Genomic DNA, 16358 nt, shown 5'->3' on the forward strand with positions numbered 1-16358 from the left:
ACCATGCGCCGGTGAAGGATCGGCGAGACACTTCCAGGCGCTTCTGTAACGGTGCAGAAGCGACTTCCTGTGGGGTTGATATGCGCAAACTCATGTTCGGCGCCCTCGCCGGGCTGCTCGTCACCGGGCTGATACCGGCGACCGCGGCGGCACAGGGCGAGGCTCCCGGCGCCCCGGGCGCCCATCCCAGCTGGCTGCCCGCGAACAAGACCGGCTTCGGCACCGCCCACGACCGGTCGAGCAACGTCTGGTTCACCCTCCAAGGTGGCCAGCTGTCCGAGGTCTACTACCCGGACCTGTCCACGCCGAGCGTCCGGTCGATGAACTTCGTCGTCACGGACGGGCGCGGCTTCGCGACCATCGACTACACCGCCAAGTCTCAGCAGGTGCGGCGCACCGGCGACGACAGTTTGGGTTACGAGCAGACCATCACCGACGACCAGCACCGCTGGCGGCTGACCAAGACCTACGTCACCGACCCGGCCGCCACGACGGTGCTGGTGGACGTCGACTTCCAGTCGCTCACCGGGCGGCCGTACCAGCTCTACGCGGTCGCCGACCCGGACCTGACCAACGACGGCTCCGACGACTCGGCCGCGCGGAAGGGGGACGCGCTCACCGCGAGCGACGCCACGAACGCCGCCGCGCTCACCGCGAAGCCCGCCTTCACGAAGACCAGCGTCGGCTACGCGGGCGCGTCCGACGGGAACACGCAGCTCACCAAGACCTTCAAGCTGAACACCTACGACACGGCCGCGAAGGGCAACGTCCTGCTGACCGGGCAGACGAGCGCCGACGGCGTCCGGAACCGGCACGTCACCCTCGCGCTCGGCATGGGCGCGAAGGCCGCCGACGCGCTCGGCAGCGCGCAGGCGTCGCAGCGACGCGGTGTCCGCGACATCACCCGCGCGTACGACCGCGGCTGGGCGCAGTACCTGCGCGGGGTGAGCAAGCCGCCGTCGTCACTGAAGACCGGCGCCGAGCGCGACCTCTACAAGGCGTCGATGCTGACCCTCGCCGCGAGCGAGGACAAGCACCACCCGGGCGCCTTCATCGCGTCGCCGAGCATGCCGTGGCGGTTCGGCAACAACGACCCGGAGTGGTCGCCGTCCGGTACCTACCACCTGGTCTGGCCGCGTGACCTCTACCAGATCGCGACCGGGCTGGCCGCCGGCGGCGACACCGGGGCCGCGAACCGCGCGGTGTCCTACATGTTCGGCACGCAGCAGCAGGCCGACGGGCACATGCCGCAGAACAGCCGCGTCGACGGCGTGCCGTACTGGACGTCGATCCAGCTCGACGAAACCGCGTTCCCGATCGTGCTGGCCCAGCAGCTCGGCCGGACCGACCTGTGGCCCGGCGTCCGGAAGGCCGCCGACTTCATCATCGGCTACGTCGGCCCGAACGGGCAGCCGGCGCCGTACACCCAGCAGGAGCGCTGGGAGGAGCAGGACGGCTGGTCCCCGTCGACCATCGCGTCGGTGATCGCCGGGCTCGTCTGCGCCGCGGATCTGGCTTCGCGCAGCGGCGCGCCGGCGGACGCGGCCCGGTACCTCGCCGCGGCGGACAAGTTCAAGGCCGACCTGCCGAAGCAGACGATCACCACGAACGGGCCGCTGTCGAAGGAACCGTACTTCGTCCGGCTGACCAAGGACGCGAACGCCAACGCGGGCACGAAGTACAACCTCGGCAACTCGAGCGTGACGATGGACCAGCGCGCGGTCACCGACGCGGGCTTCCTCGACCTCGTCCGGCTGGGCATCTACCGGGCCGACGACCCGGTGATCAAGAACAGCATCCGGGTGACCGACAAGGACATCGCGTTCACCACGCCGACCGGGCAGTTCTGGCACCGGTACACGAAGGACGGTTACGGCGAGCAGGCCGACGGTTCGCCGTGGGACTACACGTTCCCGGCGGAGAGCCGCACCACGTTCGGGCGGCTGTGGCCACTGCTCGCCGGTGAGCGCGGCGAGTACGAGCTGACCCTCGGCGATCCGGCGTCGGCCGCGCGGCGGCTGCGTGACCTCGGCCGGGTGAGCAGCTCGGCGGAGACCATGCCGGAGCAGGTGTGGGACGAGAACGCGCCGTCGGGGCAGACCGGCTTCCCGCCGGGCACGCCGAACAACTCGGCGACCCCGCTGGCCTGGACGCACGCCCAGTACGTCCGCCTGGCCTGGGACGTCAAGGCGGGCACGGTCCTGGAGACGCCTCGCGTGGTCCGCTGCCACTACCTCGGCTGCTGAGGGCTCGGCGCAAGTTGTCGTGAGTGTTTAGTCGGGTTCTAACCCGACTAAACACTCACGACCGGGCGGGCGGTCAGATGACGGCGCCGTCGTCCTCGGGGGTCTTGGGCGGGAGCCAGGAGTTGCCCGGGACGCCCCACTTGTTGTGCTTCAGCATCTTCTTGGCCGCGCGCGCGTGCCGTCCGACCAGGCGGTCGAGGTAGATGTACCCGTCGAGGTGGTCGGTTTCGTGCTGCAGGCAGCGCGCGAAGTAGCCGGTGCCCTCGACCTCGATCGCGTTGCCGTCGATGTCGGAGCCGGTCACCTTCGCCCACGTCGCGCGGCCCGTCGGGTACGACTCGCCGGGGGCCGACAGGCAGCCCTCCCAGTCGTCGTCCGGGTCCGGCATGGTCTCCGGGATCTCCGACGTCTCGAGCTTCGGGTTGACGACGACGCCCTTGTGGCGCACGCCCTCGTCGTCCGGGCAGTCGTAGACGAACACCCGCAGGTCGAGGCCGATCTGGTTGGCCGCGAGACCGACGCCTTCGGCGGCGTACATCGTCTCGAACATGTCGTCCACGAGCGTGCGCAGCTTCTCGTCGAACTCGGTGATCTCCCGAGTCGGCTGGTGCAGCACGGGTTCGCCGGCGATAACGATGGGGTGGATGGTCACGACCACGCAGTTTAGTCGGACCCCTCTGGTACACCTGCATCAGACCGTGACGCGCCGGGGTCGATGCCCACGTCGGCGGCCGCTTCCGTGGTTGAATGGCGCCCGCGGAAGAGCTAGGTCTGATTCGCCACACGCCCGATTGAGAGGGACTCGGATGGACGCCGCGGAGTCGATGGCTGAGCCGCAGCCGTCGCCGCCGAAGCCCGTGCCCGGCCTGACCGAGCGCGAGGTCGAAATCCTCGCCTTCGAACGTCAGTGGTGGCGACACGCCGGGGCGAAGGAGAACGCCATCCGCGAACGGTTCTCGTTGTCGGCCACCCGCTACTACCAGCTGCTCAACAAGCTGCTGGAGAAGCCGGAGGCGACCGAGGCCGACCCGATGCTGGTGAAGCGGCTGCGCAAGACGCGCGCCGCCCGGCAGCGCAAGCGTGGCGCCCGGCGACTGGGGATCGAGCTGAAATGAGTGTGTTTTCGGGCATGTCCCGGCCGATGAAGGCCGCGGGCGTCGCGTTGATCGGCGTCGCCATCGTGGCCGCCGTCGTCGGCGGGATCTCCGCGTTGAGTGGTGACGGTTCCAACGAAGCCGGGCCGAGCGGCACGTCGTCGAGCCCGCCGGGTACCTCGGGCGGCACGTCGGCACCGCCGGCCACGTCGTCGACGGCCACGCCGCCGTCGACCTCGGCGAACCCCTCGTCGCCCACGCCGCCGTCGCCGACCACCCCGGCCCCGGGTCAGCCCACGCAGGGGCAGCCCGGCCAGCCGGGCCAGCCGGGTGGTGACCAGCAGGCGTCCAACAAGTGGGTCACCGTCCGGGTGTTCAACAACTCGACGATCAAGGGCCTGGCGGACCGGGCGGCGGAGGACTTCCGCGGCAGCGGCTGGAACGTCAACGAGGTCAGCAACTACTCCCAGGGCACCATCCCGACGACGACGGCGTTCTACCGCCCGGGTACCGACGAGGAAGCGGCGGCCAAGCAGCTCGCGCAGGAGTTCGGCATCAAGGCCGAGGCCCGCTTCCCGGGCATCGAGAGCGCGAGCCCCGGCGTGATAGTGATCGTGACGAAGGAATACCAGTCCGGCCACAAGGGCAGCTGACGCCCTCTCTTTGCGACGCAAAGCGGAACTTTCATAATGAAAGTGGCGCTTTGCGTCGCAAAGTGAGTCAGTCCGCGACCTGGGTTTTCGCGTAGGCCTCGAGGGCCGCGAGCTGGGCCGGGTCGAGGCTCGGCCGGACAGTCCGGCGGGCCGCGTCCAGGTGCGCCGCGGTGACTTCGCGGGCTTCCAGGGACTCGCGCATCGCCGTCAACGCGGCTTCGCGGATCAGCGCGGCGCAGTCGGCGGCCGAGTAACCGTCCAGAGTGGACGCCACCGCGGCGAGGTCCACATCGGACGCCAGCGGCGTGTTCTTCGAGGTGGCCGCGAGGATCGCGGCGCGGGCCTCGGCGTCCGGCGGCGGGACGTAGACGCGGCGCTCCAGCCGGCCCGGGCGCAGCAGCGCCGGGTCGACCAGCTCCGGCCGGTTCGTCGCGCCCAGTACGACGACCTCGCGCATCGGCTCGACGCCGTCGAGCTCGGTGAGCAGCGCCGCGACCACGCGGTCCGCGACGCCGGAGTCCGACGACTGGCCGCGGCGCGGGGCCAGCGCGTCGATCTCGTCCAGGAAGATCAGCGACGGCGCGGCCTCGGCGGCGCGGCGGAACAGCTCCCGCACCGCGCGCTCGGACTCGCCGACCCACTTGTCCATCAGCTCGGCGCCCTTGACCGCGAAGACGTTCAGCGCGCCGGTGCCCGCGAGCGCCCGCACGAGGAACGTCTTGCCGCCGCCGGGCGGCCCGTACAGCAGCACCCCGCGCGGCGGCTCGACGCCGAGCCGGGCGAACGAGTCCGGGTACCGCAGCGGCCACAGCACGGCTTCGGTGAGGGACTGCTTGACGTCGACCATGTTGCCGACGTCGTCCAGCGTCAGCCCGCCGGTGGCCAGGTTGTCCGAAGTGGACATCGACACCGGGCGGACGGTGGCCAGCGCGTCCAGCAGGTCCTGCTGCGAAATCCGCGGCTCGTCGGTGTCGCGCTGGCGCAGCGCAGCCCGCAGCGCCGCGTCCCGCCGCAGCGCGATCAGGTCGGCGGCGACGAACCCGGGCGTCTTCTCGGCGAGGACGCCGCAGTCGATGCCGGAGTCGAGCGGGACGTCGCGGAGCAGCACGTTCAGCAGCTCACGCCGGGTCTTCGCGTCCGGCAGCGCCAGGCCGAGCTCGCGATCCAGCAGGTCGGCGGCGCGCAGCCGCGGGTCGGCGGACTCCGCGCGTGCGGTGGTCGCGACGACGGCGAACCGCCCGCGCCGCAGCGCCGTCCGCAGCTCTTCGAGCACGACCGTGGCGACCGGCGGCGGGGAAGCCGCGGGCAGCAGCGCGTCGACGTCGCTGAGCAGCAGCACCGCGGGTTCCCCGGTGGAGCGGACCGCCTCGCGCAGGCGCGCGACCGCGACGTTCGGGTCCAGCACGGCGAGGTTCGGCGCGGCCAGCGGCACCACGCGGATGCCGGCCTCGTGCGCGACCGACCGCACGAGCGTCGCCTTGCCGACCCCCTCGGGCCCGGACAGCAGGACCCCGAGGTGGGCGGGCGCACCCAGCCGGGCGAGCAGCTCGGGCCGGTGGAACGCCAGGTCGAACCACTCGCCGAGCTTGCGCGCGGCGGCTTCGGCGCCGATCAGGTCGGCCAGCGGGACGACCGGTTCGGCGACCTCCTCGACGACGGCGACCTCGTCTTCGACGATCTCCGCGTCGATCCACTCCTCGGCCGCGGTGACGGCGGAGGTGCGCACCAGCGCGGTCGCGCTCCGGGGCGCGGCGGGCTCGGCGGCCGGCCGCGCGCCGTCGCGCCAGACGACCACTGTGGACGGTCCGACCGCGACGGTGCCGGCCGGCTCGGTGGCGGTGACGGTGAGCAGCTCGTTGGTCCAGGTCGCGCCGATCGCCCGGGACAGCTGGCCGCGCAGCCCGGCGGGGTCGGACCCCGGCGTCGGCACGAGGTCCTGCGGCAGCAGCGAAACGGCGTCGCCGACGGTCAGCACCTTGCCGATCAGGGCGAGGCGCAGCATGTGCGGGCTGACCGACACGCTGGCGAGCCGCGACCCGGCGACGGTCACGGTCCGCGCCGCGGCGACCTCGGCCGGCGCGACCACGACCTCCGAGCCTTCGGTGACCCCGAGGTTCGACATGGTGACGTCGTCGGTGAGCAGCACCCCGGGCACCCCGGCCTCGTCGGCGGGCGCGGCGAGCGCGGCGCTGACCCGGGCCCCGGTGAGGTGCACCGCGTCCCAGGCCCGCAGGCCCAGGGCGTCGAGGACTTCGGGGTGCAGCCGCACGACGCCGCGGCGGGTGTCCAGCGCGGACGGGGTGTGCCGGACGGTCAGCGTGATCTGGGGATGGCTCACGCCGTTCACCCTAGCGATCCGGCGCGCTCCCAGGCGTCGAAGTAGGTGATGTCCCGCACGGCCGGGCGAGCGGCGGGCCGGAAGTCGCGCTGGGTCGTGTACCCGACGGCGAGCAGGCTGATCTGCATGACGTCGCCGGGGATGCCGAGCAGCGCGGCGACGTCGGACTCGTGGTCCTGCAGGTGGTAGCCGCAGATGGAGCTGCCGAGGCCGCGGTCGCGCAGGGCGAGCTGGAAGCTCCAGATGGCGGGGTAGGCGGAGCCGAAGTAGGCGGACTGCGTGAAGGCGTCGGACGGCGGGCGGCCGATCATGCAGGGGATCGCCAGCACGGGCACGCGGTCGAGGTTCCGGACCAGGTGCTGGGCGGACTTCAGGGCACGGGCTTCGACGAGGTGGCCGTACTTCGCCCAGGCCGCTTCGGCGGCCTCGCGGTTGTACGCGGCGATCCCGGCCTTGGTGGCCGGATCGCGGACGAGCAGCCAGCGGAACTGCGCGGCCATGCTGCCCGCGGCCGGCGCCTGCTGGGCGACGCGGAGGCAGTCGTGCAGCACGTCCTCGGGGACTTCGCGGTCGAAGTCGAGCTTGCGGCGGACCGATCGGGTGGTGGTGAGCACGGTTTCGGCGTCCATACTTACAGTGTATGCGTACACTGTAAGTATGGTCTTGACCCGTGAGAAAGTCCTGGACGCGGCCCTGCGGCTGGCCGACGAGCAGGGTCTGGCGGCCTTGTCGATGCGCAAGGTCGCGGCGGCGGCCGGCGTCGAGGCGATGTCGCTCTACAACCACGTCGAGAACAAGGGCGACCTGCTGGACGGGCTCACCGCGCGGGTCTTCGAGGAGGTGCCGCTGCCGGATCCTTCGCTGCCTTGGGACGTGCGTGTCCGGTCGCTGGCCGAGGGGCTGTACGCGAGCTTCGCGCGGCACCCGGTGGTCGTCCGGGCGCTGGCGGCGCAGGACGCGAACCCGCGCTCGGCGGGGGCGTTGCGGGTGATCGACGCGCTGCTGGGCGCGTTGCTCGACGCCGGGCTGTCCGAGGAGGCCGCGGCCCGCAGTTACCGGTCGCTGCTGGGGATGCTGTTCGGCTCGGTGCTCACCGGCACCGTGGGGACCGGTGCGAAAGCCGAACGCGCCGAGCCGGTGGTCGCGTACTTCCGCCGGATGGCGACGGCGGCCGAGCTGCCGAGCCTGCACCGCGTGCTGCCCGCGCTGGAGTCGGGCGACTGCGTGCAGGACTTCGGCTACCAGCTGGACCTGCTGCTCGGCGGATTACTTGCGGCGCAGCCCGATCTGGCGCCATGAGCGGCGCCGGGGGCCCTGGCCGTTCTGGCTGCCGCGCGGGGTGCGGACCGTCTCGCCGGTGCGGGGGAGCCGGACCGCGCGCATCGCCGCGCCCGCGACACGGCGGCGCAACGGGCGGCGCAGGCCGAGGCGGCGCGGGGAGGCCCGGCGGATCGCGCGGCGTTCGCGCGGCGGGACCGTCCACGCCTCCGGGTGTTCGGCCAGCCAGCGGTGGCGGTACACCGAGTACGGGATGTGCGCCAGGTACAGGATCATCGCCACCAGCAGCGCGACCAGCGGGAACTGGATGATCGCCGCGGCCAGCAGGGCCACGCCGAGCAGCAGCGGGGCGATCGCCTTGGCCGGGGCCTTGACCGTCTTCAGCGACAGTGTCGGGATGCGGCTGATCAGCAGGGCCGCGATCGCGATCGTCCACGCCCACACGACGTACTGCGACGACCACCACCCCTCGCCCCACTGCAGGTACGCCACCAGCGGCAGCATCGCCAGCAGGCCGCCCGCCGGCGCCGGGACGCCGACGAAGAACTCGCTCGCGTACGCCGGCTGCTCGGTGTCGTCCAGCAGCGTGTTGAACCGCGCGAGGCGCAGGATCATGCAGACGGCGAAGATCAGCGACGCGACCCACCCGATCCGGTCCGCGCCGGTCTGCCAGACGTAGATGACCAGCGCCGGGGCCACGCCGAACGAGATGCCGTCGGACAGCGAGTCCAGCTCCGCGCCCATCTTCGACGTCGCGTCGAGGAGGCGGGCGATCCGGCCGTCCAGGCTGTCGAGCACCGCGGCGATGCCGATCGAGGCGATCGCCATCGCGTAGTTCTTCGTCAGCGCGAACTGCACGGCCGAGAGGCCCGCGCACAGCGCCAGCACCGTGATGGCGTTCGGCAGCAGCCGGACGCCCGGGGTGGTCACGCGGACCATCGATCAGCCTTTCGCAGGCGCGGCAGGGAGTTCGGCGAGCACGGTCTCGCCGCCGATCGTGCGCTGGCCCTTGCTGACCAGCACCTTCGAGCCCGGCGGCAGGTAGAGGTCGACCCGCGAGCCGAAGCGGATGATGCCGTACGTCGCGGCCGCGCCGACCTTGTCGCCCTCGCGGATCTCGCAGAGAATGCGGCGCGCGACCAGCCCGGCGATCTGCACGACGACGAGCTCGTGGCCGTCCTCGGTGCGCATCAGCACGGAGTTGCGTTCGTTGTCGTCGCTCGCCTTGTCCAGGTCGGCCGAGAGGAACTTGCCGGGGCGGTAGGCGACGCGCTCGATCACGCCGTTCGCCGGCACGCGCTGGACGTGCACGTCGAACACCGAGAGGAACACCGACACGCGCATCCGCGGCTCGGCGGGCAGGCCCAGCTCGGCGGGCGGGACGGCTTCCTCGATCAGCGACACGAGCCCGTCGGCCGAGGCCAGCGCGACGCCGTCACGCGGCGGCGGGACCCGCTTCGGTTCGCGGAAGAACGCGGCCATCGCCACGGTCGTGAGCGCGCCGAGGACGCCGAGGCGCTTGGAGAACCGGCGGGCGACCAGCGTCGCGACCGCGCCGCCCGCCACGAACGGGCGACCGGCCGGGTGCATCGGCGGCAGCGTCTCGCGGGCGAGCTGGAGGGCGTGGGCGACGGGATTGCCGGTGGATTCCGGCCGCGTGCCGCTCATGGTCGGGTCCCCTGGTTTCGTGTCGGAAGAACGGTCGGCGCCGGGGTCCGGCGGCCGCGTACGGGCGTCACCACGCTACCGCTGCCCCAGGTGAGCGTGTCCGCGTCCCCCTGGTGGCTCCTCCGCGAGGGGGTCACCGCGAAGGGTGGGAGCGACCACATCCCGGTAACGGAAGGTCGATTTCGACGATGACTCTGGGTAGTTGATGCCGTTCGGGGCGCTGCCCCACCCGACTTGTGAGGAACGATGACCGAGCACCGCGATCCCGCCGACGCTCGCCTCGCCGAGCTCTTCGGTGCCTGGCGCGCGGAGATCGAAGAAGTCCCGCTGCCGTCGTTGGTGGACCCGGTGCGCGCCGTCGGCGTCGTCATCGAAGCGAAGAGAAAAAGGGGCCGGGTGCATCCGCCCCCCGACGGCGCATGCACCCGGCCACCGGGCAGTGCGCGTGACGAAGCAGTTTAACGGCCGAACGCCGGTCGATCACGATTCGTCCGGCAAAAGTTACCAACGGTCATGCGGACGACGGGCGAGCCCGCTCACGAGCCGCAGGATCGCCAGCAACACGACGGCGCCGAGCACGGCAACGCCGAAGCTGGGGAAGTCGAAGTCGAACGTCTTCTGCTGGCCGGTCGCGAGCCGGTAGACCAGCCCGCCGAGTGCCGCGCCGACGACGCCCACGAGCACGCTGACCAGGCAGCCTTGCCGGCGCCGTTCCCGGCCGCCGACGACCAGGTTGGCGGCCCAGCCGACGATCGCGCCGAAGATCACCCATGCGACGAAACCCATGGCGGGAGCTTACGCGACCAGACGCACAAGAGCCATTGCACAAGAGCTGTTGTACAACTAGCCTTGTGCGTCATGAGCGACGAGGTCCGGGACATCCGGGATTCGAAGGTGCTGGCGGCGGTGTCGCACCCGCTGCGGCGGCGGCTGATGGAACTGCTGCACCTGGACGGCCCGGCCACGGTGTCGATGCTGGCGGGCAAGACCGAGCAGGCGGTCGGCAACATCAGCCACCACATGAAGGTGCTGGCCGCGGCCAAGCTGGTCGAGGAGGCCCCCGAACTGGCCCGTGACCAGCGAGAACGCTGGTGGAAGCGCACGGCGAAGACGCTCCGGTGGGCGTCGGCGGACTTCCCGGACGACCCGATCGCCGAGGCCGCCGAGGTGCTGACCCTCGACCACCAGAACGCGATCGCCCGCGAGTGGATCGCGACCCGTGACACCTACCCGCCGCAGTGGCGGGGGGTGGCGTTCAGCACGGACACCTGGATGCGCCTGTCCGCCGCCGAGCTGGAAGAACTGAACGAACGGGTCCTGCTGCTGCTGGCCGAATTCGAGAACCGCACCGAACCCGGTGACGGCGTCGAGCGGCACGCGGTCTTCTTCGCCGCGCGGGCTTCGCTGGGCAAGCCGTGAAGGGGCTCTGGGGGAACAGGGACTTCCGGCTGCTCTGGACCGGCGAGACGACCAGCATGCTCGGCAGCATGGTCGCGAGCACGGCGTTGCCGCTGGTCGCGGTCATCACGCTGGGGGCGACGACGTTCCAGGTGGCGTTGCTGACGGCGGTGGCCTGGCTGCCGTGGCTCGTGGTGGGCCTGCCCGCCGGCGCCTGGGTCGACCGGCTGCCGAAGCGCCCGGTCATGCTGACCTGCAACACGGTGTCGATGGCGGTGTTCGGCAGCGTCCCGCTCGCCGCCGCCTTCGGTGCGCTGACCATGTCGTACCTGCTGGTCGCGGCCCTGCTGGGCGGGGTCGCCAAGGTCTTCTTCAGCCTCGCCTACCGCGCCTACCTCCCGGCGCTGGTCGGCGAAGACGACCTGCTCGAAGGCAACGCGAAGCTGGACGGCAGCGAATCCGCGACGCAGGTCGCCGGCCCGGGCCTGGCCGGGCTGCTGGCCCAGGCGTTCGGCCCGGTCAGCGGCATTCTGGCGGACGCGGTCAGCTTCGGGATCTCCGTGCTGTGCGTGCGCGCGATCCGCGGCCGGGAAACCGTGGTCGCGGCGCCGAGGACGTCGTTGCGCAGCCAGATCGCCGAAGGACTCCGGTTCGTCACCCGCGACCGCTACCTGCGGACGCTGATGACGTTCGGCGCCGTGTCGAACCTCGCGCTCACCGGGTACAGCTCGATCCAGGTCGTGTTCCTGTCCCGCACGCTCGGCGCGAGCCCCGGGCTCGTCGGCCTGGTCATGGCGCTGGCGGCGTCCGGCGGGGTGCTCGGCGCGCTGCTGGCGGGGCGGCTCGGCGCGCGCTTCGGCACCGCCCGCGCCTTCCTGCTCTGCGAGGTCTTCGCGGCGCCGATGCTGTTCCTCGGCCCGCTGAGCAGCCCGGGCTGGGGGCTCGTACTGGCCGTCCTCGCCGTGTTCGGCGTCTGCGCCGGTGTCGTCGCGTCCAACGTGCTGACCACGACGTTCCGGCAGCAGTACTGCCCGCCCGAGCTGTACGGCCGGATCAGCTCCAGCGCCTCGATCGTCAACTACGGCACCATCCCGCTGGCCGGCGTGCTCGGCGGCGTGCTGGGCGAGGTGATCGGGGTCCGCGAGACGCTCTGGGTGGCCGCCGGTGTGCTCGTCGCCGCGCTGGCGATGCTCCTGCCGTTCCGGAAGCTGCGGGACTTCCCGGTCAGAGCAGCAGGACGTCCACCTCTTGCCCGACCGCTGCCGACGTGACGTCCTCCGGCAGCACGATCAGGCAGTTGGCCTGCGTGAACGCGGCCAGCAGGTGCGACCCCGGCCCGCCGCGCGGCCCGACGACGCCGGTGACTTCGCGGTCGGACGGGGTGAACACGCCCCGGCGGTACTGGCGGCGGCCGGCGGGCGAGCTCATCTCCTCGGTCAGCCGGGCCCGCACCCGCCGTCGCGAGACGTCGGTGTGGCCCATGGCCGTCAGCAGCGCCGGGCGCAGGAACGCCTCGAACGACACGAGCACGCTGACCGGGTTGCCCGGCAGCGTCACCACCGGCACGCCCTGCCAGCGCCCGCAGCCCTGCGGCCCGCCCGGCTGCATCGCGATCTTCGCGAACTCGACACCCTGGCCGGTCAGGGCGTCCTTCACCACTTCGTAGGCGCCCGCGCTGACGCCACCGGACGTGACCAGCAGGTCGGCGTCGGCCAGCTTCGGCTCGATGACCTTCCGGAACTCCTCGACGTCGTCGACGACGCTGCGGACGATGTCGACCTCGCAGCCGATGGCGCGGATCGCCGCGGCGAGCATCACGCTGTTGGACTCGTAGATCTGGCCGTGGCGCAGCGGGGCGGGCGCGTCGACCAGCTCGGTGCCGGTCGAGGCGACCAGCACGCGCAGCGGCCGGTGCACGCGCAGCTCGGCCAGCCCGACCGCGGCCGCGAGACCCAGCTGGGAGTGGCCCAGCACGGTCCCGGCGGGCAGCGCGACCGTGCCGGCGACGACGTCCTCGCCGGTCCGCCGGATGTGCGCGCCTTCGCGGGCGGGCGCGGAGATCGTGACGGTCTGCGTGCCGCCGTCGGTGTCCTCGACCATCACCACCGCGTCGGCACCGGGCGGCAGCGGGGCGCCGGTCATGATCCGGTGCGCGGTCCCCGGTTCGAGGGGCCGGACGTCGACCCGGCCGGCCGGGATGTCGTCGGCCACCGGCAGGGTGACCGGCGCCGTGGCGACGTCGGCGGCGCGGACCGCGTAGCCGTCCATCGCGGAGTTGTCGAAGGGCGGCAGGGAGACGCCGGCCCGCACGTCCCCGGCCAGCACGAGGCCGGCCGCGGCGGCGAGGGGCAGCGTGGCCGCGGGGGCGGTGCCGAGGAGCTCGGCGACGCGGTCGCGGTAGTCGTCGACGGAGATCACCGGACCATCCTCCCCGCCTTTCCGGGGCGTGCAAGACTCTGCCCCGTCACAGGCACGCCGATGGGGAGCAAGCATGCAGGTTCAGGTCCGTCAACAGCCGTCGTTCGCCGTCGCCCGGTTGATGCTGGCGCCCGGTGAGCCGTGCCAGGTCGAGTCCGGCGCGATGATGGCCACCAGCTACGGCGTGCAGGTCCAGTCGCAGGCGCAGGGCGGGATCATGAAGGGGCTGGGCCGCGCGTTCCTCTCCGGCGAGTCCTTCTTCATCTCCACCTTCACCGCGCCGCAGAACGGCGGCTGGGTCGACGTCGCGGCCAACCTGCCCGGCGACATCCAGGTGATCACCCTCGACGGCCGCACCGGCTGGGCCGTCACCCGCGGCTGCTGGCTCGCGTCGTCGCACGGCGTGCAGACCGAAACCAAGTGGGGCGGGATGAAGAACCTGATGGGCGGCGAAGGCGGGTTCCTCACCCACGCCACCGGCCAGGGCCAGCTGCTCGTCTCCTGCTACGGCGCGGTCGAGACGATCACGCTGCAGCAGGGCGAGATGGTCACCATCGACACCGGGCACGTCGTCGCGTACGCCGACACCGTGCAGTACCAGATCCGCAAGGTCGCGCAGGGCATCATCCAGTCCATGAAGAGCGGCGAAGGCCTGGTGTTCGACTTCGTCGGCCCGGGCCAGATCATGACGCAGACGCGCAACCCGTCCGCGTTGGTGAACTGGATCATCTCCCACGTCCCGTCCCGCTGATGCGCGTCCAGACCCGGCACACGCCCGGCTTCGGCGTCGCCCGCGTCCTGCTGGACCCGGGCGAGGCCGTGCAGGCGGCACCCGAGACGTTGCTCGCCAGCCGGTTCGGGGTCACCGAGACCCCGGCCGGGCGCGGTGGCGTCCGCGCGAGCAAGGCGACGACGGTGGTCTACACCGCGCCGTCCGACGGCGGCTGGATCGACTTCGCGCCGCTGCGCCCGGGCGACGTCTACCCGCTGGAAGTCGCCGGCGGCACGGGCTGGTCGGTGCACCGCGACGCGGTGCTGGTGCGGCCTTCTACGGTGCGGCACGACCCGAACTGGACGCCGTTGCAGCAGCTCTTCGGCGCCGACTCGGGGTTCCTCGAGCACTACAGCGGAACCGGCCCGCTCGTGCTGGCCGCGCCGGGCCCGGTGGACGCGTTCGAGCTCGGCAAGGGCGAGCTGGTCACGGTCCGGCCGGACTACCTGCTGGCCTACCCGGACTCCGTCCAGTGCCGGTTGCGGGCGCTCGACCCGGGTGGCTCGCAGTCGCTGCGCACCGGCGAGGGGCTCGCCGTCGACTTCGCGGGACCGGGGACCGTGCTCGTGCACGCGCGGAACAGACGCCTTTCGGGCACGTGATCTTCGGACGAATTGCCCATTGCCGCGGACAATAATTCCGGTAGCGTGATTGGCACTTCCGCCGCTGGCCTCCGCTCGGGCCAGCGGATCCTTTGTGCTGAGGGAGGGCGCCGTGGCTGTCGGCACCGTCAAATGGTTCAACTCGGAAAAGGGCTACGGGTTCATCGAATCCACGGAGGGTCCGGACGTCTTCGTGCACTATTCGGCCATCCAGTCCGAAGGATTCCGCACTCTGGACGAAGGCGACCGCGTCGAGTTCGAGGTGCAGTCCGGCCGCGATGGTCGTAGCCAGGCAGCCGACGTGCGCAAGGTTTCGTAACCCCCGCGCTCACCCGATTGGCGAACCCCCGGCAGGCCGCGAACCTGGGACGTTAGGCTGCGGGCGTGACAGGCGATGTGTCGGGGGACCTCACCGGTCGCCGGCTGGGCAACTACCGCATCGACGGTGTGCTCGGCAAGGGCGGCATGAGCGTCACCTACAAGGCCACGGACGTGCGTCTCGGCCGCAAGGTGGCGCTGAAGGTCATCGGTGACCACCTCGGGGCCGACGCCGAGTTCCGCGAGCGGTTCGTCGACGAGGCGCGCAACACGTCCGCGATCGACCACGCCAATGTCGTGCCGCTGTACGACTTCGGCGAGCTCGACGGCATGTTGTACATCGCCATGCGCATGGTCGACGGCGGTGACCTCGCCGGCCTGATCGCCGGCGGCCCGATCGCGCCCGCGCGCGCCTTGACGATGCTCGACCAGGTCGCCGACGCCCTCGACACCCTGCACAACCGTGGTCTGGTCCACCTGGACGTCAAGCCGGCGAACGTGCTCGTGACGAAGAAGGAGACGTCGCGCGAGCACGTGTACGTCGCCGACTTCGGGCTGACGCGCCGCGGCGCGACCGGCCACCGGACGCGCGGCGGCGACTTCCTCGGCTCGCCGACGTACGCGGCGCCGGAGCACCTGCGCGGCGAGCCGCTGGACGGGCGCACCGACCAGTACGCGCTGACGTGCGTCCTCTACGCGTGCCTGACCGGCAGCCCGCCGTTCAAGGGCGATGTGCCGACGGTGATCAAGGGTCACCTCAACGGCGAACCGCCCGCGATCTCCCGCGCCGTCGCGCTGCCGCCGTCGATCGACGAGGTCGTCCGCAAGGGCATGGCGAAGAACCCGGCCGACCGCTACCCGAGCTGCGTCGAGATGGTCGCGGCCGCGCGCCGCGCGCTCGGCCAGCTGGCGACGTCCGACACCCCGCCGGGCCCGCCCGGGTCCAATTCGGGGGGAATTCCCGCGCCGCACCGTCCTGGTCAGGTACAACAGGGGCCGCACCAGAACAGCGCACCGCAGGGAGAGGGGGCCCCCGTGCACCCGTACGGAGGACAGCAGCAGCCCGGTTACGGGCAGGGGCCGGGCGGTCCTCAGGGGCCGGGCGGTCCGCAGCAGGGGCCGGGTCCCCAGGGCATGCCGCCACAGGGCCCGCCGCCCGGGTACGGCTACCCGCAGCAGCCGGGCATGCCGCCGCAGGGCCCGCCCCCGGGGTACGGCTACCCGCAGCAGCCGGGGATGCCCCCGCAGGGCCCGCCGCCCGGCTACGGCCAGGACCCGATGCGCCTGCGCCCCCCGATGCCCGCCGGCGGCGCGGGCGCGTTCCACCAGCCGAAGAGCGGCGGTGGCGCGAAGTGGATCTTCATCGTCCTCGGCCTGGTGGTCGTGGCGGGCCTCGTCGTGGGCGCGATCTTCCTGTTCGGCGGCGACGACAACGGTGGCGGCGGTGGCTCGACGACGGCCCCGAACATCCCGGTCGGCCCGGGCGGCGACTCGCAGAGCAACCCGACGTCGTCGCTGAACGCCCCGCCGACGTCGATCAGCATCAAGCCGAGCAACTGATCGTGCGGCGCTG

The 16358-nt window shown here is 72.0% G+C and carries 18 protein-coding genes; 11 read left to right on the forward strand and 7 right to left on the reverse strand.

Annotated features, from left to right (window positions below; genetic code table 11):
• Positions 1-80 precede the first annotated feature (80 nt).
• Complete coding sequence (locus tag SD460_RS10415; RefSeq protein WP_290056820.1) at positions 81-2246, forward strand: glycoside hydrolase family 15 protein; 2166 nt, start codon at positions 81-83, stop codon at positions 2244-2246.
• Positions 2247-2319: 73 nt separating this feature from the next.
• Here SD460_RS10415 and SD460_RS10420 read toward each other — a convergent pair whose 3' ends face one another.
• Complete coding sequence (locus SD460_RS10420) at positions 2320-2898, reverse strand: peptide deformylase (RefSeq protein ID WP_290056821.1); 579 nt, start codon at positions 2896-2898, stop codon at positions 2320-2322.
• Between the two features lie 154 nt (positions 2899-3052).
• Between SD460_RS10420 and SD460_RS10425 the strand changes: the two genes are divergently transcribed.
• Both SD460_RS10425 and SD460_RS10430 read left to right on the forward strand, forming a co-directional pair.
• Positions 3053-3361, forward strand: coding sequence for a DUF3263 domain-containing protein (locus tag SD460_RS10425; RefSeq protein ID WP_290056822.1), 309 nt, complete (start codon positions 3053-3055; stop codon positions 3359-3361).
• Positions 3358-3993, forward strand: a complete 636-nt coding sequence (locus SD460_RS10430) for a LytR C-terminal domain-containing protein (RefSeq protein WP_290056823.1) — start codon at positions 3358-3360, stop codon at positions 3991-3993. Before SD460_RS10425 ends, SD460_RS10430 begins: the two co-directional genes overlap by 4 nt.
• Before the next feature lie 67 nt (positions 3994-4060).
• Here the strand turns inward: SD460_RS10430 and SD460_RS10435 are convergent, their stop codons facing one another.
• Both SD460_RS10435 and SD460_RS10440 read right to left on the reverse strand, forming a co-directional pair.
• Positions 4061-6331 carry an AAA family ATPase gene (locus SD460_RS10435; RefSeq protein WP_318306111.1) on the reverse strand — a complete coding sequence of 757 codons (2271 nt, stop codon included), beginning with the start codon at positions 6329-6331 and terminating at the stop codon, positions 4061-4063.
• 5 nt (positions 6332-6336) lie between these two features.
• Positions 6337-6960, reverse strand: coding sequence for a nitroreductase family protein (locus SD460_RS10440; RefSeq protein WP_290054397.1), 624 nt, complete (start codon positions 6958-6960; stop codon positions 6337-6339).
• A gap of 28 nt (positions 6961-6988) precedes the next feature.
• Here SD460_RS10440 and SD460_RS10445 point away from each other — a divergent pair, with 28 nt between their 5' ends.
• Positions 6989-7630 carry a TetR/AcrR family transcriptional regulator gene (locus SD460_RS10445; protein ID WP_290054399.1) on the forward strand — a complete coding sequence of 214 codons (642 nt, stop codon included), beginning with the start codon at positions 6989-6991 and terminating at the stop codon, positions 7628-7630.
• On the opposite strand, the gene pssA is transcribed toward SD460_RS10445, so the two are convergent.
• Both pssA and SD460_RS10455 read right to left on the reverse strand, forming a co-directional pair.
• Positions 7598-8548: a CDP-diacylglycerol--serine O-phosphatidyltransferase gene (gene pssA, locus SD460_RS10450; RefSeq protein WP_290054400.1), complete on the reverse strand. Its 951-nt coding sequence runs from the start codon at positions 8546-8548 to the stop codon at positions 7598-7600. The two genes, SD460_RS10445 and pssA, sit on opposite strands and share 33 nt — an antisense overlap.
• Before the next feature lie 3 nt (positions 8549-8551).
• The gene (locus tag SD460_RS10455; RefSeq protein WP_290054403.1) at positions 8552-9277 is read right to left on the reverse strand and encodes a phosphatidylserine decarboxylase; all 726 of its coding nucleotides are present in this window, start codon (positions 9275-9277) and stop codon (positions 8552-8554) included.
• 246 nt (positions 9278-9523) lie between these two features.
• Between SD460_RS10455 and SD460_RS10460 the strand changes: the two genes are divergently transcribed.
• The gene (locus SD460_RS10460; protein WP_290054405.1) at positions 9524-9739 is read left to right on the forward strand and encodes a hypothetical protein; all 216 of its coding nucleotides are present in this window, start codon (positions 9524-9526) and stop codon (positions 9737-9739) included.
• Positions 9740-9778: 39 nt separating this feature from the next.
• On the opposite strand, the gene SD460_RS10465 is transcribed toward SD460_RS10460, so the two are convergent.
• Positions 9779-10063, reverse strand: a complete 285-nt coding sequence (locus SD460_RS10465) for a GlsB/YeaQ/YmgE family stress response membrane protein (RefSeq protein ID WP_290054407.1) — start codon at positions 10061-10063, stop codon at positions 9779-9781.
• A 72-nt stretch (positions 10064-10135) separates the two neighbouring features.
• On the opposite strand from SD460_RS10465, the gene SD460_RS10470 reads away from it, so the two are divergent.
• Both SD460_RS10470 and SD460_RS10475 read left to right on the forward strand, forming a co-directional pair.
• Positions 10136-10696, forward strand: coding sequence for an ArsR/SmtB family transcription factor (locus SD460_RS10470; RefSeq protein WP_290054409.1), 561 nt, complete (start codon positions 10136-10138; stop codon positions 10694-10696).
• The gene (locus SD460_RS10475) at positions 10693-11946 is read left to right on the forward strand and encodes an MFS transporter (RefSeq protein WP_290054411.1); all 1254 of its coding nucleotides are present in this window, start codon (positions 10693-10695) and stop codon (positions 11944-11946) included. Before SD460_RS10470 ends, SD460_RS10475 begins: the two co-directional genes overlap by 4 nt.
• On the opposite strand, the gene moeA is transcribed toward SD460_RS10475, so the two are convergent.
• Positions 11900-13093 carry a molybdopterin molybdotransferase MoeA gene (gene moeA, locus SD460_RS10480; protein WP_290054413.1) on the reverse strand — a complete coding sequence of 398 codons (1194 nt, stop codon included), beginning with the start codon at positions 13091-13093 and terminating at the stop codon, positions 11900-11902. The two genes, SD460_RS10475 and moeA, sit on opposite strands and share 47 nt — an antisense overlap.
• Positions 13094-13166: 73 nt before the next feature.
• Here moeA and SD460_RS10485 point away from each other — a divergent pair, with 73 nt between their 5' ends.
• The 4 genes from SD460_RS10485 to SD460_RS10500 all read left to right on the forward strand — a co-directional run bounded on the left by SD460_RS10485 (position 13167) and on the right by SD460_RS10500 (position 16345).
• A complete protein-coding gene (locus tag SD460_RS10485) occupies positions 13167-13844 on the forward strand; it encodes a TIGR00266 family protein (protein WP_086857654.1) in 678 nt (225 codons plus the stop codon).
• Positions 13844-14467, forward strand: a complete 624-nt coding sequence (locus tag SD460_RS10490; RefSeq protein WP_290054416.1) for an AIM24 family protein — start codon at positions 13844-13846, stop codon at positions 14465-14467. The genes SD460_RS10485 and SD460_RS10490 overlap by 1 nt, the downstream gene beginning before the upstream one ends.
• Before the next feature lie 112 nt (positions 14468-14579).
• Positions 14580-14786 (forward strand): cold-shock protein, encoded by a 207-nt coding sequence (locus tag SD460_RS10495; protein WP_003085446.1) that lies wholly within the window; start codon positions 14580-14582, stop codon positions 14784-14786.
• Between the two features lie 65 nt (positions 14787-14851).
• Positions 14852-16345 (forward strand): serine/threonine-protein kinase, encoded by a 1494-nt coding sequence (locus SD460_RS10500; protein ID WP_290054420.1) that lies wholly within the window; start codon positions 14852-14854, stop codon positions 16343-16345.
• Positions 16346-16358: the final 13 nt, after the last annotated feature.

The sequence above is a fragment of the Amycolatopsis solani genome (genome assembly GCF_033441515.1).
GTDB lineage: Bacteria > Actinomycetota > Actinomycetes > Mycobacteriales > Pseudonocardiaceae > Amycolatopsis > Amycolatopsis solani.

What these genes read in the sequence shown, in the direction of transcription:
- SD460_RS10455 (WP_290054403.1), bottom strand. Translation starts at nt 9,277, where the DNA reads ATGAGCGGCACGCGGCCGGAATCCACCGGCAATCCCGTCGCCCACGCC.
- SD460_RS10460 (WP_290054405.1), top strand. Translation starts at nt 9,524, where the DNA reads ATGACCGAGCACCGCGATCCCGCCGACGCTCGCCTCGCCGAGCTCTTC.
- SD460_RS10440 (WP_290054397.1), bottom strand. Translation starts at nt 6,960, where the DNA reads ATGGACGCCGAAACCGTGCTCACCACCACCCGATCGGTCCGCCGCAAG.
- SD460_RS10490 (WP_290054416.1), top strand. Translation starts at nt 13,844, where the DNA reads ATGCGCGTCCAGACCCGGCACACGCCCGGCTTCGGCGTCGCCCGCGTC.
- SD460_RS10470 (WP_290054409.1), top strand. Translation starts at nt 10,136, where the DNA reads ATGAGCGACGAGGTCCGGGACATCCGGGATTCGAAGGTGCTGGCGGCG.
- SD460_RS10430 (WP_290056823.1), top strand. Translation starts at nt 3,358, where the DNA reads ATGAGTGTGTTTTCGGGCATGTCCCGGCCGATGAAGGCCGCGGGCGTC.
- SD460_RS10415 (WP_290056820.1), top strand. Translation starts at nt 81, where the DNA reads ATGCGCAAACTCATGTTCGGCGCCCTCGCCGGGCTGCTCGTCACCGGG.
- SD460_RS10445 (WP_290054399.1), top strand. Translation starts at nt 6,989, where the DNA reads ATGGTCTTGACCCGTGAGAAAGTCCTGGACGCGGCCCTGCGGCTGGCC.
- SD460_RS10465 (WP_290054407.1), bottom strand. Translation starts at nt 10,063, where the DNA reads ATGGGTTTCGTCGCATGGGTGATCTTCGGCGCGATCGTCGGCTGGGCC.
- pssA (WP_290054400.1), bottom strand. Translation starts at nt 8,548, where the DNA reads ATGGTCCGCGTGACCACCCCGGGCGTCCGGCTGCTGCCGAACGCCATC.
- SD460_RS10425 (WP_290056822.1), top strand. Translation starts at nt 3,053, where the DNA reads ATGGACGCCGCGGAGTCGATGGCTGAGCCGCAGCCGTCGCCGCCGAAG.
- SD460_RS10485 (WP_086857654.1), top strand. Translation starts at nt 13,167, where the DNA reads ATGCAGGTTCAGGTCCGTCAACAGCCGTCGTTCGCCGTCGCCCGGTTG.